The sequence below is a fragment of the Acidovorax sp. 100 genome (assembly GCF_003688355.1).
Lineage (GTDB): Bacteria > Pseudomonadota > Gammaproteobacteria > Burkholderiales > Burkholderiaceae_C > Acidovorax > Acidovorax delafieldii.
On the sequence record NZ_REFD01000001.1, the window covers coordinates 4,010,743 to 4,034,204 of the forward strand.

Below are 23,462 nucleotides of genomic sequence, written 5' to 3' on the forward strand. Positions count from 1 at the left end.
GCAGGGGCGGCACGTCAGAACAGGGAGCCTTGCGGAGAATCCGCAGGGCCTGGCGAGGTGGGCGCGCGCTCTGGTTGTGCTGGAGCAACCGGCGCAATGGGGGCAACGGGCGGGCGAGTATGCCCCACCGCGGGGGCCTGGGCCGCCGATGCCCCTGCTGAGCCCGGCGCATCGCCCACCATTACCAACCGCCCATCGCCCGCGAGAAACGCGGCATGCACCACCTCGCCCGGCATCAGGGCCTGTACGGCTTCGCGATAACGCTGCAACTGGGCCACCAGTGCCTGCTGGCGCTGGGGTTGGGTGGCGCTTTTGTAATCCAGCACCCACCAGCCGGCCTCTGCATCGCCGGCGTGTGCCGCGCGGCGCTGCACCAAGCGGTCGATGCGCAGGCTCTGCCCCTGGTAGTGCAGCGGGGCTTCGTTGATGGCGGTCTGCACCAGGGCAGCGTCCCACGCCCAGGCCCCCTCGCCCGCCAGAATGGCCTGCGCCATGCGGGCGGCCAACTCGGCGGCAGCGGGGGCAATGTCGTGGTCCAGAGCCAGGCGGGCAATGCGCGCGGCAGCCCAACCCTGGGCGCGCAAGTCGGCCAGTGGTGCACCAGCCACGCCGGCTTGCTCCAGCAGCTGGTGCATGGCATCGCCCTGGCGCGACAAGGGGGTAGATTCTCCGTCACCCGGCATGGCCACAGGGCTGTCGCCCGGCAATCCCGCATCGGTTTGCACGCGCGCGCTTTGCAGCGCCTCGGGCAGCGCGGGCAGGCAGGGAATGGTGAAGGTCTGCGCGGGCGCTACGGCCGCCACGGCATGTTCTGCGGGGGCCAACGCCTGCGTATCCACTTCAGTGACCAAGGGAGCGAGCCGATTCCACCAACTGCCGGGGACCGAGTTACCGGGCTGCACGGACGACAGGGCCAGGCAATGCTTGGCACGCGTCATGGCCACGTAGAGCATGTTCAGTTCCTCGCGGCTGCGGGCCTGCTGCTCGGCGGCGATCGCATCCACTGCGCTGGGTGGGGGGGTCGATTCGCTGGCCAAAAAGACGAAGGCAGACGGCACGGCCTGCTCGCCAGGCCAGTCCACCAACACGCCCATGGTCTCGGCCTTTTGTGGACGGGTGTCGGTATCGAGCAGCAGCACGCAATCGGCCTCCAGCCCTTTGGCACCATGCACCGTCAGCAAGCGGATGGCCTGCGCATCCGCCCGGCCTGGGGCGCGCACACCGCCCTTTTTTATGGCCCGCACAAAGGCGTAGGGCGTGAGGTAACGCCCCCCGTCGTGCTGCAGCGATGCCGCCAGCAGTGCGCGCAGATTGGCCTGCACGGACTGGCGCTGGGTGACAGGTGCTGCGGCAGCAAAGCGGGCCAGCACGTCACCGTGTTCGTAAATGGTGTGCAGCGCGTCGTGGGGCGGCAAAGTACCCACCCACGTCTGATATTGGGCCAAAACGGCTCCAAGCGCTTGATATTCATGCGCCATCAGCTCACTTTTCAATAGCAAATCAAACCAGCTACAGCCCGCGTGTTCCGGCTGGCGGCGCAACAACGCCAGCGCGACCAGCGCGTCGTCACCCAGGCCAAACAGGGGTGACTTGAGCGCGCGGGCCAAAGACAGGTCGTGTGTGGGCGACACCAGCACGTCGAGCAGCGCCACCATGTCCTGCACCTCGGGCGCGTCAAACAGGTCGGCCTTTTCGGGCTGCACACAGGGCAGGTGGAGGGCGCGCAGGGCGTCTTGCATGCTGGCCAGGCGGTCGCGCTTGCGGGCCAGCACCAGCACCTCTTTGGGCGGCGTGCCGCTGGCGATCTGCGCGGCCACCCAGGCGGCGGCCTGGGTGCATTCGCGCATGCGCTGGGTTTCTTCGGCCTCGTGCCGGGGTTCGGTCAGGCTGTCGCGCCAGGCCAAGGCGTCGCGGGCTGCGCCTTGGCTGTCGTCGTCCGCATCGGTGATGGCGGGCAGGCGCAGCAACTGGCCGGGGTGTTTCGATTCGGTGGTGTGGTCGCGGAAGCCAGTGGCCTCGTTCTGCGCCTGGGCCTGGCCCATGACGGCGTTGACCGCGGCAATCACGCCCTGTGCGTTGCGGCGCGTGTGGTCGCAGCTGAGCAGGTCGCCGCGCAGCCCATCGCGCACAAACGCCTGCGCAGCGATGAACACCTGGGGTTCGGCGCGGCGAAAGCGGTAGATGCTCTGCTTCGGGTCGCCCACGATGAACACGCTGGGCGCGGTAGACCCGCCGCCCGAGCCCGCATAGCCCGACAGCCAGGCGTGCAGCGCCTGCCACTGCAGCGGGTTGGTGTCCTGAAACTCATCGACCAGCAGGTGGCGAATGCGGGCATCGAGCCGCTCCTGCACCCAGCCCGACAGCACCGGGTCCGCCAGCATGACCAGGGCCGTGCGCTCCACATCGTTCATGTCCACCCAGCCGTGCTGCTGCTTGACGGCCACAAACTGCGCGATGAGGCAACGCGCCAGCCGGGCCATGCGCTGCTGGTGCTGCCAGGCCTCGTGCTGGCGGCGTGCCGTGAGCAGGCGCTGCAGCTCGGGCTCGGCTTCTTGCGCAGCGGGGAACTTCTCGAGGTTCTTGGAGAGGCGGTCTTCCTTGGCCACGAACATCGCACGGCGCAATTGGTCCAGGCGCTGGTTCAGGTCGGTGCAGCCCAGCGCGTCGATGATGGCGTCGGCCGCCTTTTGGGGGGTCTTGTTGGCCTCTGCGCCCAGCGCGCTGGCACGGCTGCGCCAGCGCTGAAGAGCAGCGTCGGTCTGCAAAGCATCGGCGGGCTCGGCCAACGCGGCCAGTTCGGGGTAGGCCTGCTGGAACGGCGGCACCGAGGCATCCACCACGCCCGCCTCGTCGGCCAGATCGAACTCCACCCGCTTGGCCAGCGCCGCTGCCAGGGCCTTGTGCGTTTGCGAGCGGCCATGGCGGGCCACCACGGCTTCGTAGTCGGCACGCAGGCTGGCGCTGTCGGCCACGGTCTGCAGAAACGGGGGCCAGACCTCGCGCACCGCCTCGGCATCGTCTTCGAGCAGCTCAAAGTGCGCGGGCAGGCCTTGTTGTTGCAGCAGCGCCAGCGGCGCCGTGCCCAGCAGCGCGGCAAACCAGCTGTGGAAGGTGCGGATCTGCACCGGGCGGCCTGCAGTGAGCAGCTGGCGGTATAGGTTTTGTAGCGCCTCGCGCTTTTCCAGCGCACCTTGGGGGCTGATTCCCCTTGCAATCAGCTCGGCAGTGAGTTCTTCGAGCGGCTTGTGGCTGTACTGCTCCAGCCACTCCTGCAAACGCTGGCGCATCTCCCCGGCCGCCTTCTTGGTGAAGGTGATGGCCAGGATTTCGTGCGGCGCGCAGCCGTCGAGCAGCGCCCGCAGCATGCGCGAAACCAGCATCCAGGTCTTGCCCGCACCGGCGCAGGCCTCCACCGCCACGCTGCGCGCGGGGTCACAGGCGATGGCGTAGAAGGCCTCGCGCGATACGGGGCGGCCGTTGTGTTCGTAAGCGGCCTGGGCGGGTGGGGAAAGGCTCTCGGTCATGGCGTCTCTTGCGCGGGCAACGCCTGTTCAGCGTCCGCCCAGTAGTCCTTGCGGCACAGGCCGCGCACGGCGCAGAACTCGCACACCGATCCCTCGCCCAGCGCGGGCAGCGGCGCGCCGGCGGCGATGCGGGCCATGTCGTGCTGGATGCCTTCGATGAGCACATCGCGCAGGTGCACCACTTCGTCCTGTTCGTGCAGCTGTGTCTCGCCGCGCTCGCCTACGTTGACATAAGCCGCACGCAGGGTGTCGTGGCTCAACAAGGCCGCGTAAAAAGCAAGTTGGGTGTCCTCCGCTCCAGCCTTGATGCGCTGGCGGGTCACGCTGTCGCTTTCGGTCTTGTAGTCAATCACCAGTACCGCAGGCTCGCCGGTGGACGAGACCCCATCGATGCGGTCGATGGTGCCGATGAGTTCCAGATCGCCCAGCGGCTGGCGGGCCTTGACCTCGGCCTGGCGGAAGGTGGCGCCCTGTTGCTCATGCCCTGCCAGCCATTGCAGGTAGCCGTCGCGCAGTTGCGTCCAGCCTGCGGCAAAGGGCAGAAAGTCGCCGTCCTGCAAACGCTGCTCGCGGGTGACGGCCTCGGCGGCGGCGTCCATGCGCACACGGCGCTCATCCAGACCATCGGTCGGCTCCGCCAGCAAGGCTTCATGAAAATGCTGCAGTACCGCGTGCAGCCAGGTGCCAAAGTCCCGCTTGTCCACTTCGGCATCCAGCTCGTCGGCCTCGCGCAGGCCCAGTTGACGCTGGGCAAAGAAGCGGTAAGGACAGTGGCGCAAATCGGAATACGCCGTGGATGACAGGTGGGTCACCGGCAGCGCGTGGCCGACGGGCAAGGGGCGTAGCGTGGGAGTGGCGACCACCTCGCGCGCACCGCGCTCATCGGCTCCCGGCAGGGCGGCACCATCCAATTGCAGGGCCAGCACCAGCGCGCTGGCCAGCAGGGGCTCACCGCCTTCGTCACCGGTGCGCCACAGCACATCCACCACCGGAGTGCGCAGGGCATGGGCCCAGGCGGCACGCTGGGCAGCCTCCAGCGACTGGCGCGTAGGCAGGCCCCAGGCCTCGCGCTGGGCCTGTGTCCAGTCGCCAGCGGGTTCGGGAGCAGGTTGCAGGCGCTTTTCGTCGCAACCCGGCAACACGGCGGCGGCGAAAGGGCGGCCCAGCAGTTGCGGCATAGGCACCACCACCACGGGGGCACCAGCCGCCTGCGCGGCCACATAGCGCCCGGACTCCAGCACGTCTTTGGCCCAACGGGTAAATTCGGCCAGTGTCATGCGGCGGCCCGCACTGTCGCCCCAGCCGTCCAGCTCTGACTGCTGACCGTCCTGCAGGCGCAGGGCTGCCAGCACCCGCATGCCAGCAGGGTCGGCCTGCAGACCCTGCCATTGGCCGGCCTGCTCCAGCACCGTGCGCAAGTCGGTTAGCCACTGCGCCAGCGGCCGTGCAGCGCGCAGGGTGTTGCGCCATGCTTCTACGGTGGCCACGGTGCGGGCCAGGTGGGGCTGCGCACCCACGTCGCCCTTCAAACCCCACTGGGCGGCGGCGCTCCAGTGCTGCACCACACCTTTGCGCAGCCATTGCTCCAGGCGATTGACCTCGCCAGGCATCAGCGCTGGGGTGTGTTTGACCCAGTCCAGCACCTCGTTGGAAGAGGCATTCCACGCAGCGGCCTGCAGCACGGCCATGACCCGTGAAGCGGCGCGCGTGGTGGACAGAATCCAGCCGCTTTCGTCGCGCACCAATACGCCACTGCTGTCCAGGTGGGCCAGGACACGGCGGATCAGTGCGCGGTCAGTGGCCGCGAGGGCCACGGGCACCCGCCCCTGCTCGACATGACGCAGCACACAGGCCGCAGCGCGGTGCGCCTCGTCTTCGGCGTCCGTTGCGGCGTGCAGGGCCCACTGCGGTGGTGAACCCGCATCACCGACCAACGCGGGGAGCGCAATGCACACACCTTGCTCGCCCCAATGCGCCTGCAGGGCCCGGGTCAGCGTGTCAGACTGAAATCCCTCCAGCACCACCAGCGCATCCACCGCCCCGCGAACGCCGGGCTCAAACAGCACATCGGTCGCGTAGCGCGATGCCAGTGCCCATTCCAGCGCCAGGCGAGCCACCAGGGCCTCGTAATGCAGGGCGGTACCTTCTTCCGGCGTGGTCAGCAGCTTCCGAGCCTCGTCACCCCAGGCAGCGCGTAGGGCTGTGGGCACGGCAGCAATCACCGGGGCCAATTGGGCTGCAGCCTCCTGCAGTGGCGTGGCCAGCACTTCGCGCTGCCCGCCCTGCCCCACGCGGTCAAGTAAAGTGCGGGCCGTGAGCGTGTCGCGCGCAACGTCGCCCGCCAGGTCGTCGCCCGTGGGCTCAAACGCTTGCAGCTGGCGGGCCCAGTTGCGGGTGGTTTCAAAACGTGGTGCAAAGCTCTGCGGGAACTGCTGAACCCAATGGCGCTGCGCCCAGGGCATAAGCTGGGCGTAGGGCACCAGCACCACCGTGCGCGCCAAATGGGCACCATGGGCTTGGGCATGCGCGGCCACCCGGGCCAGTGCGCGTTGCCACAGGGCGGTGCTTGCGGCCGCAAATCCACTGGTTTGATCGCTTTTCGCTATGACTGTCATAGCGTCGCAAGACCCGGCCACAACGGTGAACGTGGGATTGGTTTCTGTCACAATGCCCAGACTTTAAACGTACACCGGTCGCAACCCGCCCAAAATCAAGGAATTCCGCCATGGCCAGCGAACTCATCAAACATGTCTCCGACGCCAGCTTTGAAGCCGACGTGCTCCAACCGGGCTCCGCCGTGCTGGTGGACTACTGGGCTGAGTGGTGCGGCCCCTGCAAGATGATTGCTCCCATCCTGGACGAAGTCGCAGGCACCTACCAAGGCAAGCTACAGATCGCCAAGATGAACGTGGACGAGAACCGCGAGATTCCCGCCAAGTTCGGCATCCGCGGCATCCCCACCCTGATGCTGTTCAAGGATGGCCAACTGGCAGCCACCAAAGTCGGCGCGATGAGCAAGGCACAGTTGACCGCCTTCATCGACCAACAACTGGCCTGACCCACTGCCTCAGCCCCCTCGGTACGAATGCCGATGGGGCTTTTTTGTTAAGCGATAGACCTGCGGGGAAACAACACGCTGGCAGTTGCGCAAGCCCGCACCTTGCGCCCCTGAGGCCCCCGCATTTTTTCCTGTCATAATTCCCACAGATCACCGGGCTGCATGCATTGGCAGCCGGACCAAGATCCCTGGCGAGCCGGACCTGCAAACAGCAGCCCATTCGGCATCAGCCCACCTCCCCCAAGATTCACACCAGCTCCGCCAAGGAGTCAATCCATGCACTTAAACGAACTCAAGGCACTGCACGTGTCTGAAGTCCTGAAGCAGGCCGAAGAACTCGAAATCGAAAACACGGGCCGCATGCGCAAGCAGGAGTTGATGTTTGCCATCATCAAGAAGCGCGCCAAGGCGGGTGAGCAGGTGTTTGCAGACGGCGTGCTGGAAATCCTGCCTGATGGCTTCGGCTTTCTGCGCAGCCCGGACACCAGCTTCACCGCCAGTACGGACGATATTTACATCAGCCCCAGCCAGGTGCGTCGCTTCAACCTGCACACCGGCGACATGATCGAAGGCGAAGTGCGCACGCCCAAGGACGGCGAGCGCTACTTTGCACTGACCAAGCTCGACAAGGTCAACGACGGCCCACCAGAGCAGAACAAGCACAAGGTGATGTTCGAGAACCTGACGCCCCTGTTCCCCAAGGAGCAGATGCGACTGGAGCGCGACGTCAAAAGCGAAGAGAACATCACCGGCCGCATCATCGACATCATCGCGCCCATTGGCCGCGGCCAGCGTGCGCTGATCGTCGCGCCGCCCAAGAGCGGCAAGACGGTGATGATGCAGCACATCGCCCACGCCATTACGGCCAACAACCCCGACGTGCACCTGATGGTGCTGCTGGTGGACGAGCGCCCTGAAGAAGTGACCGAAATGCAGCGCACGGTCAAAGGCGAAATCATCGCCTCCACCTTCGACGAGCCCGCCGCACGCCACGTGCACGTGGCCGAAATGGTGATCGAGCGCGCCAAGCGCCTGGTCGAGCTCAAGAAGGACGTGGTCATCCTGCTCGACTCCATCACCCGCCTGGCCCGCGCCTACAACAACGTCGTGCCGTCGAGCGGCAAGGTGCTGTCCGGTGGTGTGGATGCCGCCGCACTCCAGCGCCCCAAGCGCTTCTTTGGCGCTGCGCGCAAGGTTGAGGAAGGTGGTTCGCTCACCATCATCGCCACGGCGCTGGTCGATACCGGCAGCCGCATGGATGAAGTGATCTTTGAAGAATTCAAGGGCACGGGCAACTGCGAAATCCACCTGAACCGCCGCCTGTACGAAAAGCGCGTGTTCCCTGCCATCGAGCTCAACAAGAGCGGCACACGCCGCGAAGAACTGCTGCTGGCCCCCGAGATCCTGCAAAAGACCCGCATCCTTCGCCAGTTCATGTACAACATGGACGAGATCGAGTCCATGGAGCTCATGATCAAGAACATGAAGGCCACCAAGACCAATGTGGACTTCTTCGACATGATGCGTCGCGGGGGCTAATTCTCAGCCTGTGCAATAATAGAGGGCTTTTTCTTGCGGAAAGTACATCGGACTGGCCGGTGCGGCTCCCGCAGTTGACTCAAAGGAAGATCATGAAAGAAGGCATTCACCCCAACTACCGCGAAGTTCTGTTCGTGGACCTGTCCAACGGTTTCAAGTTCGTGACCCGCTCGTGCGTGAACACCAAGGAAACCGAAACCCACGAAGGCAAGGAATACCCGCTGTTCAAGCTGGATACCTCTTCTGAATCGCACCCCTTCTACACCGGCACGCAAAAGTCCGTGGACAACATGGGTGGCCGCGTGGAGCGCTTCCGCAACCGTTTCGGCAAGACCGCAGCGAAGTAATTCGCCCCTGCGATCCCGCCAAAAAGGCAGCCCGGGCAACCGGGCTGCCTTTTTTCATGGGTTTTGCCTTTATTCTCGGTGGCTCCTTTGCCCAGCCGCCCACTGCCGCGTGACTCCACCCACCCCCGCCATCGTTACCCAGAACGCCGTCAGCCCACTGCCCCGCTGGGCGCTGCTGCTGCTGTGCATTGCCTACGTAGTGCCCGGCTTTGTGGGCCGGGATCCGTGGAAGAACGCAGACGTCACCGCCTTTGGCTACATGCTGGAGCTCGCCCAGGGACGCACTCCCTGGCTCAGTCCGCTGCTCGGTGGCATGCCCCCCGAAACCGAAGGGCTGCTGCCCTACTGGCTGGGGGCCTGGGCCGTGCAGATGGCACCGGTCTGGCTGTCGCCAGAGATGGCGGCCCGCATACCGTTCATCGCGCTCCTGGTCATCACCCTGATGGCCACCTGGTATGGCGTGTACTACCTGGCCCGTAGCCCGGGCGCCCAACCGGTCGCATTTGCCTTTGGGGGTGAGGCCTCTCCCCTCGACTATGCGCGCGCGATTGCCGATGGCGCCTTGCTGGCGCTGATCGCCTGCCTGGGACTGGCGCAGCTATCGCATGAGGTCACGAGCTATCTGGCACAGCTTGGCTGCACCGCTTTGCTGTTTTTTGCGGTGGCCGCCATGCCCCACCGTACCGTGGCACCCGCCGTGGCCCTGGTGCTGGGCATGGCCGGGCTCACGCTGTCCGGAGCCCCCGCCCTCACGGCCTTATTGGGCATGGGTGGCGCGTTGTTGGCACTGTTTGCGCCCGCTGGCAACACCGACCGCCGCTGGCGCTGGGCCGCCGTGCTGGCCGCAGCCACGCTGGCAGCGGCCGCTCTGGCCCAAGGGCTGGACCTGTGGCGCTGGCGTGTTGTGGGGTTCGATGGTGGTGGCAAGGACTGGCTGAGCCTGGCGCGCCTGCTGCTGTGGTTTGGCTGGCCGGCCTGGCCACTGGCACTGTGGACCTTGTGGCGCTGGCGCCAGCAGATCTTCAGCCGCCCCGGCCAACGACACCTGCTGCTGCCCCTGTGGTTCACTCTGGTGTCGATTGGCGCCACCATCACCACCCAACCGGCCGACCGGGCATTGCTGCTGGGCCTGCCCGCCCTGGCTGCGCTGGCAGCCTTTGCCCTGCCTACGCTGCGCCGCAGCGTAGGAGCCTTGATCGACTGGTTCACGCTGCTGTTTTTCACCGCATCGGCCCTCGCGATCTGGGTGATCTGGATTGCCATGCAGACCGGGGTGCCTGCCAAACCTGCCGCCAACGTGGCCAAGCTGGCGCCCGGTTTCGTGCCGCAGTTTTCTGCACTGGCTTTGCTGGTGGCCGTGGCGGCCACTGTGGGTTGGTGTGGTCTGGCGTGGTGGCGCGCATCCCGCAACCGGGCCCCCATCTGGAAGAGCCTGGTGCTGCCCGCAGGTGGTGCTGCCCTGGGCTGGCTTTTGCTGATGACCCTCTGGCTGCCCCTGCTGGACTACGCACGCAGCTATGGTCCGCAGGTGCGCAGTGTGGTGGCAGCCCTGGGGCCGGAGCCCGGGTGCATTCAGACCGTGGGGCTGAACCGTGCTCAGGTGGCGGCTCTGCAGTTCCATGGACAGCTGTCGCTGCAGCGCGCGGGTCTGCAGGATGAATGCCAGTGGCTGCTGGTGGACAGCGCCTCCTGGCCCGCGTCCGAGCGCATGGTCCGCGCTGAGCTGTGGGAAGCCCGGGCCACTCTGCCCCGCCCCACCGACAAGAACGAGAACCTGCTGCTGTTCCGTCGTGCGGCCCCGGCCCGCTGATGTCGGAGCTGTCCACCATCACCCGGCACGCCGTGACCGTGCTGGCGGGGCAATTGGCGGTCATGGCCTTCGGGGTGACGGACACTATCGTGGCGGGGCGCTACAGCGAATCGTCGCTGGCCGCGCTGTCCGTGGGGTCGGCCATCTTCATCAGTGTGTACGTCGCGCTGATAGGCGTGCTGCAGGCACTCCTCCCCGTGTGGGCCGAACAGCGCGGCGCGCAACAGCCTGAGGCCGTAGGCCGATCACTGCGACAGGCCTTGTACCTGTGCGCTGCTGCTTCAGTGGTGGGCATGGCGGTGCTGCTATCGCCAGGCGCGCTGCTGCGCTGGACGGAAGTACCCCCTGCGCTTCGCCCGCAGGTAGAAAACTACCTGGCTGTGCTGGCACTGGCACTCCCACCCGCCCTGCTGTTCCGGATCTACAGCACCCTCAACCAGGCCCTGGGGCATCCGCGTCTGGTCACCTGGCTGCAGGTGGGCTCGCTGCTGATCAAGCTGCCGCTGTCGGTGTGGTTCACCTTTGGCGGCGGGGGCCTGCCCGCGCAGGGGGTGGTGGGCTGCGCCTGGGCAACGCTGGTCGTCAACTGCAGCATGCTGGCGCTGGCTGTGTGGCTGCTGCGCACGCAGGACATCTATACCCCCCTGGGGCTGTGGCGCCGCATGGAGCCCCCGCACTGGCCCACGATTGCAGGCTTTGCCAGGCTCGGCATTCCAGCAGGGCTGGCCGTGATGGTGGAGGTGACCTCCTTCACCCTGATGGCCTTGTTCATCGCGCGCCAGGGCACCACCTCGGCGGCCGCCCACCAGATCGCCGCCAACATGGCTGCTGTGCTCTACATGGTGCCGCTGTCGCTGTCCATCGCCACCAGCGCGCGGGTGAGCTACTGGCTGGGCGCACAGCAGCCCCAGCGAGCCCGTCAGGTGGTTTTGATGGGTTTTTCGCTCGCTGCGCTAGTGGGTATTGCCTTGGCAGCTATTTTATTGATAGCAAGACACTCGATCAGCCAGATCTACACCGACAACGCCAGCGTGGCAGCCGTGGCCGGCACGGTGCTGGTCTGGGTGGCGGCCTACCACGCTGCCGATGCGGTGCAGACGCTGTGCGTGTTTGTGCTGCGCTGCTATCGCATCACGCTGGCGCCACTGGTGGTGTACTGCGCGCTGTTGTGGGGGGCTGGCCTGGCGGGCGGCTATTGGCTGGCGTATGGGGGCAGCGGGCCTTGGTCGGGTGTGGCTTCGCCCACTCCCTTCTGGGCGGCCAGCGCGGCGGCGCTCGCAGTCACCGCACTGCTGTTCGTCGCCATGCTCTGGCGAGCCATCAGCCCGGCAGGGAAAAACCCCGCAAACGGTTGGCCGGGAAAGTGACCGAAAACACCGAGCCCTTGCCCAGCGTGCTCGCGATGTCCAGCGTGGCGCCATGGCGCTGCAGCACATGCTTGACGATGGCCAGGCCCAGGCCAGTGCCCCCGGTCTCGCGCGAACGGCTGCGGTCCACCCGGTAAAAGCGCTCTGTCAGGCGCGGGATATGCTCGGGCGCAATGCCGGGGCCGGTGTCGTGCACGGAGAACACGGCACTGCCGTCCTCCTTGCGCAGCCACTGCACTTCGATGGAACCACCGCCGGGCGTGTAGCGCACCGCGTTGTTGACGAGGTTGGACAAGGCACTTTGCAGTTCGGCAGGCACACCAGCAATCTCGCCTTCGGCCCGCAGCAAATCGGCCGCCGGAAAGCGCATCGTATGGGGACGCTGCTGGTTCTGTGTGAGCAGCGTCGACAGGGCGCGGCCCTCCTCCTCGCAGCGCTGCATCAGCGACTGAACAGGCGTCCATTCGGCCATGCCGGGCAGCGGGCTGCCCTCCAGACGCGACAGCGTGAGCAGGTCCTGCACCACACTTTGCATGCGCTGCGCCTGCTGCGCCATCATGCCCAGGTAGCGCGAGCGCTCGTCGGCGCTCAGCGGCAAGGTCTGCAAGGTTTCGACAAAACCGGTGAGCACCGTGAGGGGTGTGCGGATCTCGTGCGACACATTGGCCACGAAGTCTCTCCGCATCGCGTCGGCCTGCTCCAGCGCCGTCACGTCGCGCGACAGCAGCAGCGTGCGGCCATCGCCATAGGGGTGCAGGTGCACCGAGATGCGTACGGGCCGCGACGGCGTGCTCAGGCGCCCCTCCAGCACCACATCGCTGGTGAAGTCCTTGGCAGCAAAGTAAGCCGTGAATTCAGGGTTGCGCAGCAGATTGCCGATGGACTGCATGACGTCGCGCTGCGCGTCAAAGCCAAACTGGTTGGCAGCCATCTGGTTGCACCATTCGATGCGGCCCTGCGCATCCAGCAGCACCACGCCGTTGGGGGAGGCCTGCAGGGCTGCCAGTATCTCCTGCAAACGGTCCTGGCTGTCTCGTATCTGCGCCTCCTGCTTGCGCAGCAGACGCCGCGCACGGTCCGCCGCCTCGCCCCAGATTCCACGCATGGACGGCACCGAGGCCAGATCGCCCGTGCGCAGCCAGCGCAGCACCCGCAAGCCCCGCAGCAGGTCCCACACGAACCACGCCCAGGCAGCAATGGCGGCCCCCAGTGCTGCACCCCAGGGCCCGCCTTGCCACCACCCCAGGCCACCACCCGCCAACTGCCACAGCAGGAAAAACGAAATACGCCACAGCATGCGGATTGCAAAGCCTTCTCAGAAACGCCAGGGGCGCGACACGCGCGCCCATTGATCCATCACATCCATCCATCGCCACCACCGATGCACGCCGACCGCAGTGGCCCGCTGCACAGCAGCCATCGAGCGCGTCGCATCACTCACAGGCGGCAGGCCGCCTGCCCATCAGGCCGACAGCGGTACCTGGGGTTGTGCAGTGAGCCGGTAGCCCGCGCCGCGCACCGTTTCCACCATCACGGACGCTGCACCCAGGGCCTCGCGCAGGCGCTTGACATGCACGTCCACCGTGCGCTCCTCGATGAAGACATGGTCGCCCCACACCTTGTCGAGCAGCTGTGAGCGGCTGTGCACACGCTCGGCGTGCTTCATCAAGAAATGCAGCAGCTTGAACTCCGTGGGCCCGACCTTCAGGGGCTGACCCTGGAAGGTGACCCGGTAAGTCGCGGCGTCCAGCACCAGCTCGCCAATGCTCACGCTGTCGCTCACCTGCTCGGGTGCGCGGCGGCGCAGCACCGCGCGGATGCGGGCCAGCAGCTCCTGCGTGGAAAAGGGCTTGGTGATGTAGTCGTCGGCACCGGCGTCCAGCCCGGCCACCTTGTCCGGCTCGTCCCCACGCGCGGTGAGCATGAGGATGGGGATGGGCTTGGTGCGGCTGTCTGCACGCCACTTGCGCGCCAGCGACAAACCGCTTTGCCCGGGCAGCATCCAGTCCAGCAGGATCACATCGGGCAGCACGGCATCTAGCTCGCGCTGCGCGCTGTCGCCGTCTTCCGCCCAGAAGGGCTGGAAACCGTTGTGGCGCAGGTTGACTGCAATCAGTTCGGCAATCGCGGGTTCGTCCTCGACGATGAGGACACGGGGAAGCTTTCTCATGGTGATTTCAGCGCCCCGTACTTACAGCACTGCCGACTCGATCTCGTCGAGGGCTGTGTGGCGCACGTCCTTGCCCTTGACCAGATAGATGATGAGCTCGGCCACGTTCTTGGAATGGTCGCCAATGCGCTCGATGGCCTTGGCGAGGAACAGCAGATCCAGGCTAGGCGAGATGGTTCGGGGGTCTTCCATCATGTAGGTGATGAGCTTGCGCACGAAGCCGTCGAACTCCTTGTCGATGAGGTCGTCCTCCTTGAGGATGGCGACCGCCGCCTTCACGTCCAGCCGAGCAAACGCATCCAGCGTCTTGCGCAGCTGGCCCGAGGCCAGCTCGGCCGCCACCCGCAGGTCGCTCGATGGCAACGAGCGCGGGGCGCCGCCTTCGATGATGGAGCGCACCATGCGCGCCATCTTGTTGGCTTCGTCGCCCATGCGCTCCAGATTGGCCGTGGCCTTGGAGAAGGCCAGCAGCAGGCGCAGGTCACGCGCGGTGGGCTGGCGGCGGGCGATGATGGAGGACAGCTCCTGGTCGATCTCGACCTCCATCGCATTGATGCGGGTCTCCATCGAGGCCACCGTCTCCACGGCCTCCAGGCTGAATTGCGACAGCGCGTACACCGCCTGGCGAATCTGTGACTCCACCAAGCCACCCATTTCCATGACGCGGGCAGAGACGCTGTTGAGTTCGCTGTCGAACTGGGACGAAAGATGTTTATCGGGCATCTGCTGTCTCCTTAGCCGAAACGGCCGGTGATGTAGTCTTCGGTTTCTTTGCGCTCGGGCTTGAAGAAGATCTGCTCGGTCGCACCGAACTCGATCATCTCGCCCAGGTACATGTAGGCGGTGAAGTCGCTGCAGCGGGCGGCCTGCTGCATGTTGTGGGTCACGATCGCAATGGTGTAGTCGTGCTTGAGCTCGTCGATCAGCTCTTCGATCTTGGCGGTGGACAACGGGTCCAGCGCCGAGGTGGGCTCGTCGAGCAACAGCACCGAAGGCTTCACCGCCACGCTGCGCGCAATGCACAGGCGCTGCTGCTGGCCGCCGGAGAGCGACAGGCCGCTCTGGTGCAGCTTGTCCTTCACCTCGGTCCACAGTGCGGCCTTGGACAGTGCCCACTCCACGCGGTCGTCCATCTCGCTCTTGCTCAGCGTCTCGTAAAGCTTCACGCCAAACGCGATGTTGTCGTAGATGGACATGGGGAACGGGGTGGGCTTCTGGAACACCATGCCGATGCGGGCGCGCAGCAGGTTGATGTCCTGCTTGGGGTCCAGGATGTCCTGGCCGTAGAAGCTGATGGAGCCCTCGGCGCGCTGGCCGGGATACAGGCTGTACATGCGGTTGAGCGTGCGCAGCAGCGTGGACTTGCCACAGCCCGAGGGGCCGATGAAGGCAGTGACCTTGTGCTCGGCGATGTCCAGGCTCACGTTGCGCAGGCCCTGGAACTTGCCGTAGAAAAAACTCAGGTTACGCAGCTCCAGCGCGTTCTTGCTGGCAGTGGCGGTAGCAGTGGCGTTCATTGTCAATTCCTGAAAATGGAGGCAGTCTTGTCGATGGCGTTGGCCGGATCAGCAGAGGGAATCACACGCGATTCTTTTCGCGCAGGAACACCCGCGCCACGACGTTGAGGATCAGCACCGACAGCGTGATGAGCAGCGCACCGCCCCAGGCCAGGCGAACCCAGTTCTCGTACGGGCTCAGCGCAAACTGGAAGATCACGACCGGCAGGTTGGCCATGGGCGCATTCATGTTGGTGCTGAAGAACTGGTTGTTGAGCGCGGTGAACAGCAGGGGTGCTGTCTCGCCACTGATGCGGGCCACAGCCAGCAGCAAGCCAGTCATCACGCCGCTGCGAGCAGCACGCAGGGTGACCATGGTCGAGACCTTCCAGCGCGGTGCACCGAGGGCAAAAGCCGCTTCGCGCAGGCTGCCGGGCACCAGGCGCAGCATGTTCTCGGTGGTGCGCACCACCACCGGCACGGCGATGAGCGAGAGCGCCAGGCTGCCCGCCCAGCCCGAGAAGTTGCCCACGGTAGCGACCGCGATGGCATATACGAACAGGCCCAGCACGATGGAGGGGGCCGACAGCATGATGTCCGTCACAAAGCGGGTCAGTTCGGCGGTCTTGCTCTGGTCCCCGTATTCGGCCAGGTACACCCCCGCCAGCACGCCGATGGGCGTGGACACCAGCACGGTGAAGCCCACCATCAGCAGGCTGCCCACGATGGCGTTGGCCAGGCCACCGCCGTCGGAGCCGGGCGCTGGGGTGGACTGCGTGAACATGTTCCAGTCCAAAGCGGCAAAACCGTTGGACAGGAGCACGCTCAGGATCCAGAGCAGCACGAACAGGCCCAGTGCCATGGCGCCCAGTGACAGGGTCAGGCCAATGGCGTTGGAGCGCTGGCGCTTTTTGTAGAGTTGTTGATTGAATTCCATGGAGCTCGTCTCTGAAGAGGGTCGGGTGCGGGCTGCAGGGCTTACAGGCCCTTGGCCTTCTCGGCGCGCAGCAGCATGATCTTGGCGGCCGACAGCACCACAAACGTGATCACAAACAGCAGGAAGCCCAGGGCAAACAGCGTGGACAAATGAAAGTCCGCCGCCTCGCCAAACTCATTGGCCAACGTGGATGCGATGGACGTCCCGGGCGAGAACAGCGAGGTGGGCATGCGGTTGGCATTGCCGATCACAAAAGTGACGGCCATGGTCTCGCCCAAGGCCCGGCCCAGGCCCAGCATCACTCCGCCAATCACGCCTTTCTGCGTGTAAGGTAGCACCACGCGACGCACCACCTCCCAGGTCGTGCAACCCAGGCCATAGGCGGACTCGCGCAGGATGGGGGGAACAATCTCGAACACATCGCGCATCACGGCAGCCACAAAAGGCAACACCATGAAGGCCAGCACGATGCCCGCGGCCAGGATGCCAAATCCGTTGGTACTGCCGCCAAACAGGAAGCCGATCAGCGGCATGGAGCCGAGCAGCTTTTGCACGGGTACCTGGAAATGGTCTGCAAACAATGGCGCAAACACGAACAGGCCGAACATGCCGTAGATGATGGACGGAACGGCCGCCAGCAATTCCACCGCCGTGCCGAGCGGGCGGCGCAGCCAAACAGGGCAGGTTTCGGTCAGGAACAGCGCAATGCCGAACGCCAGCGGAACGGCGATCAGCAGCGCAATGCCTGCGCTGGCCAGGGTGCCGACGATGGCAATCGCCGCACCAAATTCTTCATTGATGATGTCCCACTCAGCGCGCCAGATGAACTGGATGCCGAACTTGTGAAAAGCTGGCCACGCGTAGATGAACAGCGAAACGATGATGCCCAGCAGCGCCACCAGCACCAGCAGCGACAGGCTCTGGGTCAGCCGATGGAAAACGATGTCCTGCAGGCGCTGCCGCTTGGCAATCGACACCATGGACGGTGTGGGGGCGTCCGTCATCTTGACGGACACGGGTTGCGAACTCATGGTGGTTCCCACGCTCATGTTGACTCCCATCTGGCTTCTGGAGACCCCACAAACCAGCGCCCATCGGTCAGACCAGCCGGCCGATGGGCACTATTCTGGGGCAAACCGCTTACTTCTTGATTTGCGACCAGACCTTGGAACGGATCTGCGCCGTCAGAGCGTCAGGCAGCGGCACGTAGTCCAGGTCAGCAGCCATGGTCTTGCCGTTCTTGAAGGCCCAGTCAAAGAATTTCAGAACTTCGGCTGACTGGGCCTTGTCTGCGGGGTCGGCGTACATGAGGATGAAGGATGCCGTGCTCACGGGCCAGCTGTTGGCACCCTTGGCGTTCACCATCGAAATACCCATGCCAGGCACGCTGAACCAGTCAGCGCTCGCAGCCGCCGCTGCAAAGGTGGCATCGTCGGGCGCCACATACTTGCCATCAGCGTTCTGCAGTTGCAGGAACGTCATGTTGTTCTTCTTGACGTAGGCGTACTCCACGTAGCCCAGGGCACCCTTCACACGGGTCACGTTGGCTGCAACACCTTCATTGCCCTTGCCTCCCACCGAAGACTGAGCAGGCCACTTCACTGCAGCACCCTTGCCCACCGTATCCGCCCATTCCTTGCTGACAGAGCTCAGGTAGTCGGTCCAGTTGAATGTGGTGCCAGAGCCATCGGCGCGGTGCACGATGGTGATGTTCTGGTCGGGCAGCGTCTTGCCGGGGTTCAGGGCTGCCAGCTTGGCATCGTTCCACTTGGTGATCTTGCCCAGATACATTTCGGCCAGGACGGTGCCGGTCACGCGCAGTTCGCCTGGCTTGAAACCGTCCAGATTCACCACAGGCACGGTGCCACCGATGATGGCAGGAAACTGCACCATGCCGTCTTTTTCGAGTTCAGCGCCCGACAGAGGGGCATCGGTAGCGCCAAAAGCCACGGTCTTGGCGCGGATCTGGCGAATACCACCCGAGGAACCGATGGACTGGTAGTTCAGACCCACGCCGGTTTCCTTCTTGTAGGCTTCAGCCCACTTGGCATACATCGGGAAGGGGAACGTAGCGCCGGCGCCGGTGATGTCTGCCGCAAAGGCGTTGCCCACTGCCAGGGCGGCCAGAGTTACTGCGACGGTTTTGAGAAATACGCGTTTCATGAGGTACCTTTCGGCAGGGGTTAACAGGAACAGAGCGAACTCTAGAGGCCTATCGTGACAGTTCAGTGACACAAATAACCAACCTCAGACCATTGCAACACCGGTCATGACGCGGCATCGCCGGCGTCATGAATGCGTCACACAACCTCGTCACACTCCCGCCATCTCCCGGTCACTTGCCCGCCCAGCGGATGGCGGCCCGCGCTTCGGATCAGGCCACGCGCATCGCGGTACGATGCCGCACGCAGCTCCCACCAAACACACATGCAGAACGGCACACGCCTCGCCGCAGTCGATCTCGGCTCCAACAGTTTTCGCCTGGAAATCGGGCGCTATGAGTTCGGACACGTCCAGCGGGTGGAATACCTCAAGGAAACCGTGCGCCAGGGCAACGGGCTGGATGAAGATCGGAACCTGACTCGCGACGCCATGGAGCGCGGCTGGGCTTGTCTGGCGCGCTTTGGCGAGCGCCTGGCGGGCTTTCCCCGCGCGCAGGTCCGTGCAGTGGCCACTCAAACACTGCGTGAAGCACGCAATCGCGAAGAATTCCTGTCACGCGGCAGTGAGGTGCTGGGATACCCTATCGACGTGGTGTCTGGCCCGGAAGAAGCTCGGTTGATTTACCAGGGCGTAGCCCGATTGCTGCCTCAGTCGGACGAGCGCCGCCTGGTGGTGGATATCGGAGGTCGGTCCACCGAATTGATCCTCGGCGAGCAGTTCACGCCCCACGCAGTGGCCTCTTTCCGGGTTGGCAGCGTCGCTTGGTCACAACGGTACTTTGCCAAGGGAGAGTTCTCTGCCCAGGCCTTCCTGGCGGCGGAGATTGCTGCCAAGGCGGTACTCGATGAGGCGCTGGAGACTTTTCGCCCCGATGCATGGGATGTTGCCTATGGATCGTCCGGTACGGCGGGCGCCGTGGGGGACATTCTGTCCGCTGCAGGAGGTTCGCCGGGTCAGATCACCCGCGATGGGCTGAACTGGCTGCGGGAGCGTTTGCTCCGCGCCCAAAGTGCCGACCGGCTGCGCATGGACGGACTCAAGGAAGAGCGCCGTGCAGTCATCGGGGGGGGCATCAGCGTGCTGCGCGCCGTGTTTGACCTGCTGGACATCCACGAGATGCAGGTGGCGCAAGGAGCATTACGCCAGGGCGCATTGTATGACCTTCTGGATCGGGAGCAACCCGGCACCGACCTTCGCACCACCACGGTCCAGGGGCTGATGCAGCGGTTTGGCGTGGACATGGAGCATGCAGACCGCGTGGCACGCACCGCCTGCGCGCTGTTTGAGCAGGCTGCCCCACCCGGGAGCGAACGTGCCAGCCGCAAGCTGGACTGGGCCGCCCGCCTGCATGAGATTGGCTGCCGCATTTCCCACAGCGACTACCACCGACACGGCGCCTACATTCTCGACAACACTGATGCCGCTGGTTTTGCCGTGCCAGAACTGCACCGCCTGGGAGTGCTGGTGCAGGGGCAACGGGGCAAGGTACGAAAGCTGGGGGTGGAACTCGACGATCCGATTTTTGTGCTGCAGCTCTTGTGCTTGCGCTTGGCCGTGGCGCTGTGCCATGCACGCCGGGAGCCCGATACCAAAGGACTGTCGTTGCAGCTGGACAGACAGCGATTTGAGGTCAGCGCTCGCCCGGGCTGGGCCATGGCCTACCCACAGTCGGCCCACCTTCTGCGCGAAGAAATTCAAGCCTGGCAAAAAACCCCCTGGGAGCTGGCTGTGGGCATGCCTTGAGGGAAAACAATAAACGGTATAAACTGTTTATACCGTTTATCAATCCTCTGCCATGACCACTGCCACTACAACCCCCCACCCCTCCGTCACACCCGCCGCGCCCGCAGCAGCCCAGCCCGCCAAGGCCGTCAAGTCAACCAAGCCGGCAACAGCACCCAAGGCTCCAAAGGCATCCAAGGCTGTCAGGCCCACCAAAAAGGCCGTGGCAGAAAAGGCGCCGACTTCCAAACCAGCAGCTGCGACCAAGCCTGCCAAGGCAGCAGCTGCAGTGAAAACCGGCAAGGCCACCGAGACCAAGGGTAAAAAGCCCAAGCTGGTCCGTGACAGCTTCACCATCCCCAAAGACGAGTACGCGGTGCTCGACACCCTGAAAGACCGCGCCACAGCACTGGCCCACCCCGTCAAGAAAAGCGAGCTGTTGCGCGCAGGGCTCAAGGTGCTGGCAGGTCTGTCAGACAGCGCGTTGCGCAGCGCTTTGCAAGCGGTGCCTTCCATCAAGACCGGTCGCCCAAAGGCCGACACAGCTGAAGCCGCGCCAACTGTCCCTGCCAAGGCAACGACCAAGTCCAGCGGCAAATCAGGACGCAAGTAAACCTGTCCCGAGACACGGCGTGTCCAGGGGCGCGGCTTCGGGCCCTCGGACATCGCCGGGCAAGCTAAAGAAACTCCGGCGACTGCACGGCCATGAGCACGGTCTGGCTGTGGTCCCAGCGCTGGCGCTGGCGCAACCACCACACGGAGCCCTTGCGCACAGGGCACTCGGGGGCCTGTAGTTGCAACAGCTGGGCAACGGTCTGGCCCAGCATGGGCTGGTGCCCCACCACCAGAACAGCGCCCTTGGCACGCGGCCATTGCACGAGCTCTAGCAAATCCTGTGGTGTACCGCCAGGCAACAACTCGGCGCGCATCTTGAATTTGCGGCCCAAAGCGTGGGCAGTTTGCTCAGTCCGCCGCGCTGGACTTGCCACCACCCTCAGGCCTTCCGGCAGTTGACGATCAAGCCAGGCCGCCATGCGCGCCGCCTGCTTCTCGCCCCGGGCCGTGAGCGGGCGTGCAAGATCATCGCTACCGTCTTCTGCCTCTTCCGCCTCGGCATGACGCCAAAGGATCAAATCCATCATGCGACCCCTGGCTCCTCGCGACCCAGAGCAGGCCGTGGCCCATAGCGCACCATCAACGCATTTTGGGCACCACTACCGTCCACCGGGTGCACAGCGCGGTCGTAGACGCCTGCGGCATTCAACGTCCAGGCATCGCGGTCATCACACAGGTAGGCCACCAAACATTCATCAATGATCTGCTGGCGCAGCTTGGGGTCAGTCACTGGCCACGCCAACTCGACGCGGCGCATCATGTTGCGGTTCATCCAATCGGCACTCGACAGATAGAGGTCTTCTTCGCCCCCCGCGCGGAAATAGAAAACACGCGTGTGCTCCAGGAACCGACCAATCACCGAGCGCACCCGGATGTTGTCAGTCACTCCCGGCACCTGCGGAGCCAGCATGCAGGCCCCGCGCACAATCAGATCGATGCGTGCGCCGCGCTGTCCAGCGAGGATCAGCGCCCGCATCAATCCCTCGTCGGTCAGGGCATTCATCTTGGCAACGATCCGTGCGTCTTCCCCGCGGCTGGCGGCCAGTCCCACGCGCTCGATTTTTTCGATCATGCGGCGATGCAAATGGAACGGTGCCAGCATGAGCTTGCGCAGCTTGGGAGGCCGGTTCTGGCTGGCCAGGTGATTGAAAACACCGTCCATATCGGCAGTGGTTTCTTCATCTGCCGTGAGGTAACTCAGGTCGGTGTACAGCTTGGCCGTGCGCACGTTGTAGTTGCCAGTGGAGAGATGGCCGTACCGGCGTAACTGCCGCCCTTCTCGGCGTGTGACGAGCAGCATCTTCGCGTGGGTCTTGAGGCCCACGACGCCATAGACCACCTGCGCCCCAATCGACTCCAGCGCCTCTGCCCAATTGATGTTGGCCTCCTCGTCAAAGCGTGCTTTCAGCTCCACCACCGCCATCACCTCCTTGCCTCGGCGTACCGCCTCGCTGAGCAGGTCCATGAGTTCGGAATCGGCGCCCGTGCGGTAAATGGTCTGTTTGATGACCAGCACGTCCGGGTCGTTCACAGCCTCCCGCAGGAACGCAAGCAAACCATCAAAGCTCTCGAACGGCTGGTGGATCAACACGTCGCGCTCGCGCAGCTGGCCCATGATGGACATCCCTGGCTGGAGTTGACGTGGCCAAGCGGAACTCCATGGGGGGAACAGCAACGCGGGATCGTTCACCAAGTCCACCAGCTGATTCAGGCGCACCAAGTTCACAGGACCATGTACACGGTACAAGGCCGCGTTGGGCAGATCAAATTGCTGCAACAAGAAGTCGGACAGGAAGCGAGAGCAACCCGCAGAGACTTCCAGGCGCACAGCCTGTCCGTAATGACGGTGCTGCAGGCCCTGCCGCAAGGCGGTGCGCAGGTTACGAACATCCTCTTCGTCCAGTGCCAGATCGGAGTGGCGTGTGACACGAAACTGGGAAAACTCCGTCACTTCGCGGCCAGGAAAGAGGTCTTCCAAATGGGCACGCACGATGCTGGACAAGCTAACGAACAACGCCCCGTCGGACGCAACCTTCTTTGGCATGCGGATCAGACGGGGCAGTGCACGCGGCACCTTGACGATGGCGATTTCGTTCTCGCGGCCGAAGGCATCATGCCCCTTGAGACGCACTATGAAGTTCAACGACTTATTAGCCACCTGCGGAAATGGGTGGGCCGGGTCGAGTCCCACCGGAATCAACAAGGGACGGACCTCGCGCGCAAAATACTCGTGCACCCAGCGCCTCTGCTCTGCGGAGCGATCACCATGCGCCACGATACGTATCCCATGCTTTGCAAATGCGGGAACCAGTGCGTCGTTGTACAGCGCGTATTGCCGCTCTACCAAGTCGTGTACCTGGGCGGACAGGGCCTCGAACGACGCTGCGGTGTAGAGCCCCTTGGTCTCGCCCTTCTTGGCCGCCGTGATGTGCGCTGCGGCACGTACTTCAAAAAACTCGTCGAGGTTGGATGACACGATGCACAGGTAGCGCAGCCGCTCCAGCAGCGGGACATCTGTGCGAACCGCCCAGTCGAACACGCGTTCGTTAAATGCCAGGATGCTGTGGTCGCGGTCCAGAAACATGTGGGGGGCAACGCCCGTGACAGCCCCCACAGCCGCAAAATCGTTGTCATGTGACACGGCGTGCGAGGAGTCCCCGACAGCATCGGGGTGCTCGCGCTGCAAAGGGATGGAATCAACAGGAGGCAGGGGC

Annotated in this window: 18 protein-coding genes; 7 read left to right on the top strand and 11 right to left on the bottom strand. The window is 64.6% G+C overall.

Features of this window, described 5'->3' with window-relative positions:
- Positions 1-14: 14 nt before the first annotated feature.
- Together C8C96_RS18445 and C8C96_RS18450 are read right to left on the bottom strand one after the other, a co-directional pair.
- A complete protein-coding gene (locus C8C96_RS18445) occupies positions 15-3,524 on the bottom strand; it encodes an exodeoxyribonuclease V subunit beta (protein WP_121943246.1) in 3,510 nt (1,169 codons plus the stop codon).
- On the bottom strand, positions 3,521-6,139 hold the full coding sequence (locus C8C96_RS18450; protein ID WP_121943247.1) for a PD-(D/E)XK nuclease family protein: 2,619 nt from the start codon (positions 6,137-6,139) through the stop codon (positions 3,521-3,523). Before C8C96_RS18450 ends, C8C96_RS18445 begins: the two co-directional genes overlap by 4 nt.
- Before the next feature lie 110 nt (positions 6,140-6,249).
- Between C8C96_RS18450 and trxA the strand changes: the two genes are divergently transcribed.
- The 5 genes from trxA to C8C96_RS18475 all read left to right on the top strand — a co-directional run bounded on the left by trxA (position 6,250) and on the right by C8C96_RS18475 (position 11,645).
- A complete protein-coding gene (gene trxA, locus C8C96_RS18455) occupies positions 6,250-6,582 on the top strand; it encodes a thioredoxin TrxA (protein ID WP_008906761.1) in 333 nt (110 codons plus the stop codon).
- 276 nt (positions 6,583-6,858) lie between these two features.
- Complete coding sequence (gene rho / locus C8C96_RS18460; RefSeq protein WP_056067265.1) at positions 6,859-8,121, top strand: transcription termination factor Rho; 1,263 nt, start codon at positions 6,859-6,861, stop codon at positions 8,119-8,121.
- Positions 8,122-8,213: 92 nt separating this feature from the next.
- Complete coding sequence (locus tag C8C96_RS18465; protein ID WP_015013594.1) at positions 8,214-8,468, top strand: type B 50S ribosomal protein L31; 255 nt, start codon at positions 8,214-8,216, stop codon at positions 8,466-8,468.
- A 109-nt stretch (positions 8,469-8,577) separates the two neighbouring features.
- Complete coding sequence (locus C8C96_RS18470) at positions 8,578-10,278, top strand: hypothetical protein (RefSeq protein WP_121943248.1); 1,701 nt, start codon at positions 8,578-8,580, stop codon at positions 10,276-10,278.
- A complete protein-coding gene (locus C8C96_RS18475; RefSeq protein ID WP_121943249.1) occupies positions 10,278-11,645 on the top strand; it encodes an MATE family efflux transporter in 1,368 nt (455 codons plus the stop codon). The genes C8C96_RS18470 and C8C96_RS18475 overlap by 1 nt, the downstream gene beginning before the upstream one ends.
- Here C8C96_RS18475 and phoR read toward each other — a convergent pair.
- The 7 genes from phoR to pstS all read right to left on the bottom strand — a co-directional run bounded on the left by phoR (position 11,599) and on the right by pstS (position 18,411).
- Complete coding sequence (gene phoR / locus C8C96_RS18480) at positions 11,599-12,942, bottom strand: phosphate regulon sensor histidine kinase PhoR (protein WP_121943250.1); 1,344 nt, start codon at positions 12,940-12,942, stop codon at positions 11,599-11,601. The two genes, C8C96_RS18475 and phoR, sit on opposite strands and share 47 nt — an antisense overlap.
- 165 nt (positions 12,943-13,107) lie before the next feature.
- Positions 13,108-13,815: a phosphate regulon transcriptional regulator PhoB gene (gene phoB, locus C8C96_RS18485; RefSeq protein WP_015013590.1), complete on the bottom strand. Its 708-nt coding sequence runs from the start codon at positions 13,813-13,815 to the stop codon at positions 13,108-13,110.
- 21 nt (positions 13,816-13,836) lie between these two features.
- Entirely contained in the window at positions 13,837-14,538 is a 702-nt protein-coding gene (gene phoU, locus C8C96_RS18490) for a phosphate signaling complex protein PhoU (protein ID WP_010457902.1), read from the bottom strand.
- Positions 14,539-14,549: 11 nt separating this feature from the next.
- The gene (gene pstB, locus C8C96_RS18495) at positions 14,550-15,332 is read right to left on the bottom strand and encodes a phosphate ABC transporter ATP-binding protein PstB (protein ID WP_056067255.1); all 783 of its coding nucleotides are present in this window, start codon (positions 15,330-15,332) and stop codon (positions 14,550-14,552) included.
- Between the two features lie 61 nt (positions 15,333-15,393).
- Complete coding sequence (gene pstA / locus C8C96_RS18500) at positions 15,394-16,248, bottom strand: phosphate ABC transporter permease PstA (RefSeq protein ID WP_056067253.1); 855 nt, start codon at positions 16,246-16,248, stop codon at positions 15,394-15,396.
- A 41-nt stretch (positions 16,249-16,289) separates the two neighbouring features.
- Complete coding sequence (gene pstC / locus C8C96_RS18505; RefSeq protein WP_369817010.1) at positions 16,290-17,279, bottom strand: phosphate ABC transporter permease subunit PstC; 990 nt, start codon at positions 17,277-17,279, stop codon at positions 16,290-16,292.
- A 109-nt stretch (positions 17,280-17,388) separates the two neighbouring features.
- Positions 17,389-18,411, bottom strand: coding sequence for a phosphate ABC transporter substrate-binding protein PstS (pstS, locus tag C8C96_RS18510; protein WP_108499680.1), 1,023 nt, complete (start codon positions 18,409-18,411; stop codon positions 17,389-17,391).
- A gap of 264 nt (positions 18,412-18,675) precedes the next feature.
- On the opposite strand from pstS, the gene C8C96_RS18515 reads away from it, so the two are divergent.
- A complete protein-coding gene (locus C8C96_RS18515) occupies positions 18,676-20,154 on the top strand; it encodes a Ppx/GppA phosphatase family protein (RefSeq protein ID WP_121943251.1) in 1,479 nt (492 codons plus the stop codon).
- A 52-nt stretch (positions 20,155-20,206) separates the two neighbouring features.
- Positions 20,207-20,746, top strand: coding sequence for a hypothetical protein (locus C8C96_RS18520; RefSeq protein ID WP_121943252.1), 540 nt, complete (start codon positions 20,207-20,209; stop codon positions 20,744-20,746).
- A 64-nt stretch (positions 20,747-20,810) separates the two neighbouring features.
- Here C8C96_RS18520 and sixA read toward each other — a convergent pair whose 3' ends face one another.
- Together sixA and ppk1 are read right to left on the bottom strand one after the other, a co-directional pair.
- Positions 20,811-21,275 (bottom strand): phosphohistidine phosphatase SixA, encoded by a 465-nt coding sequence (sixA, locus tag C8C96_RS18525; RefSeq protein WP_056067241.1) that lies wholly within the window; start codon positions 21,273-21,275, stop codon positions 20,811-20,813.
- A complete protein-coding gene (gene ppk1, locus C8C96_RS18530) occupies positions 21,272-23,332 on the bottom strand; it encodes a polyphosphate kinase 1 (protein ID WP_121944087.1) in 2,061 nt (686 codons plus the stop codon). The genes sixA and ppk1 overlap by 4 nt, the downstream gene beginning before the upstream one ends.
- Between the last annotated feature and the right edge of the window lie 130 nt (positions 23,333-23,462).

What these genes read in the sequence shown, in the direction of transcription:
- phoB (WP_015013590.1), bottom strand. Translation starts at nt 13,815, where the DNA reads ATGAGAAAGCTTCCCCGTGTCCTCATCGTCGAGGACGAACCCGCGATT.
- C8C96_RS18450 (WP_121943247.1), bottom strand. Translation starts at nt 6,139, where the DNA reads ATGACAGTCATAGCGAAAAGCGATCAAACCAGTGGATTTGCGGCCGCA.
- C8C96_RS18445 (WP_121943246.1), bottom strand. Translation starts at nt 3,524, where the DNA reads ATGACCGAGAGCCTTTCCCCACCCGCCCAGGCCGCTTACGAACACAAC.
- C8C96_RS18520 (WP_121943252.1), top strand. Translation starts at nt 20,207, where the DNA reads ATGACCACTGCCACTACAACCCCCCACCCCTCCGTCACACCCGCCGCG.
- pstA (WP_056067253.1), bottom strand. Translation starts at nt 16,248, where the DNA reads ATGGAATTCAATCAACAACTCTACAAAAAGCGCCAGCGCTCCAACGCC.
- sixA (WP_056067241.1), bottom strand. Translation starts at nt 21,275, where the DNA reads ATGATGGATTTGATCCTTTGGCGTCATGCCGAGGCGGAAGAGGCAGAA.
- C8C96_RS18475 (WP_121943249.1), top strand. Translation starts at nt 10,278, where the DNA reads ATGTCGGAGCTGTCCACCATCACCCGGCACGCCGTGACCGTGCTGGCG.
- rho (WP_056067265.1), top strand. Translation starts at nt 6,859, where the DNA reads ATGCACTTAAACGAACTCAAGGCACTGCACGTGTCTGAAGTCCTGAAG.
- pstB (WP_056067255.1), bottom strand. Translation starts at nt 15,332, where the DNA reads ATGAACGCCACTGCTACCGCCACTGCCAGCAAGAACGCGCTGGAGCTG.
- C8C96_RS18465 (WP_015013594.1), top strand. Translation starts at nt 8,214, where the DNA reads ATGAAAGAAGGCATTCACCCCAACTACCGCGAAGTTCTGTTCGTGGAC.
- phoU (WP_010457902.1), bottom strand. Translation starts at nt 14,538, where the DNA reads ATGCCCGATAAACATCTTTCGTCCCAGTTCGACAGCGAACTCAACAGC.
- phoR (WP_121943250.1), bottom strand. Translation starts at nt 12,942, where the DNA reads ATGCTGTGGCGTATTTCGTTTTTCCTGCTGTGGCAGTTGGCGGGTGGT.
- pstC (WP_369817010.1), bottom strand. Translation starts at nt 17,279, where the DNA reads ATGAGTTCGCAACCCGTGTCCGTCAAGATGACGGACGCCCCCACACCG.
- ppk1 (WP_121944087.1), bottom strand. Translation starts at nt 23,332, where the DNA reads ATGTTTCTGGACCGCGACCACAGCATCCTGGCATTTAACGAACGCGTG.
- trxA (WP_008906761.1), top strand. Translation starts at nt 6,250, where the DNA reads ATGGCCAGCGAACTCATCAAACATGTCTCCGACGCCAGCTTTGAAGCC.
- C8C96_RS18515 (WP_121943251.1), top strand. Translation starts at nt 18,676, where the DNA reads ATGCAGAACGGCACACGCCTCGCCGCAGTCGATCTCGGCTCCAACAGT.
- pstS (WP_108499680.1), bottom strand. Translation starts at nt 18,411, where the DNA reads ATGAAACGCGTATTTCTCAAAACCGTCGCAGTAACTCTGGCCGCCCTG.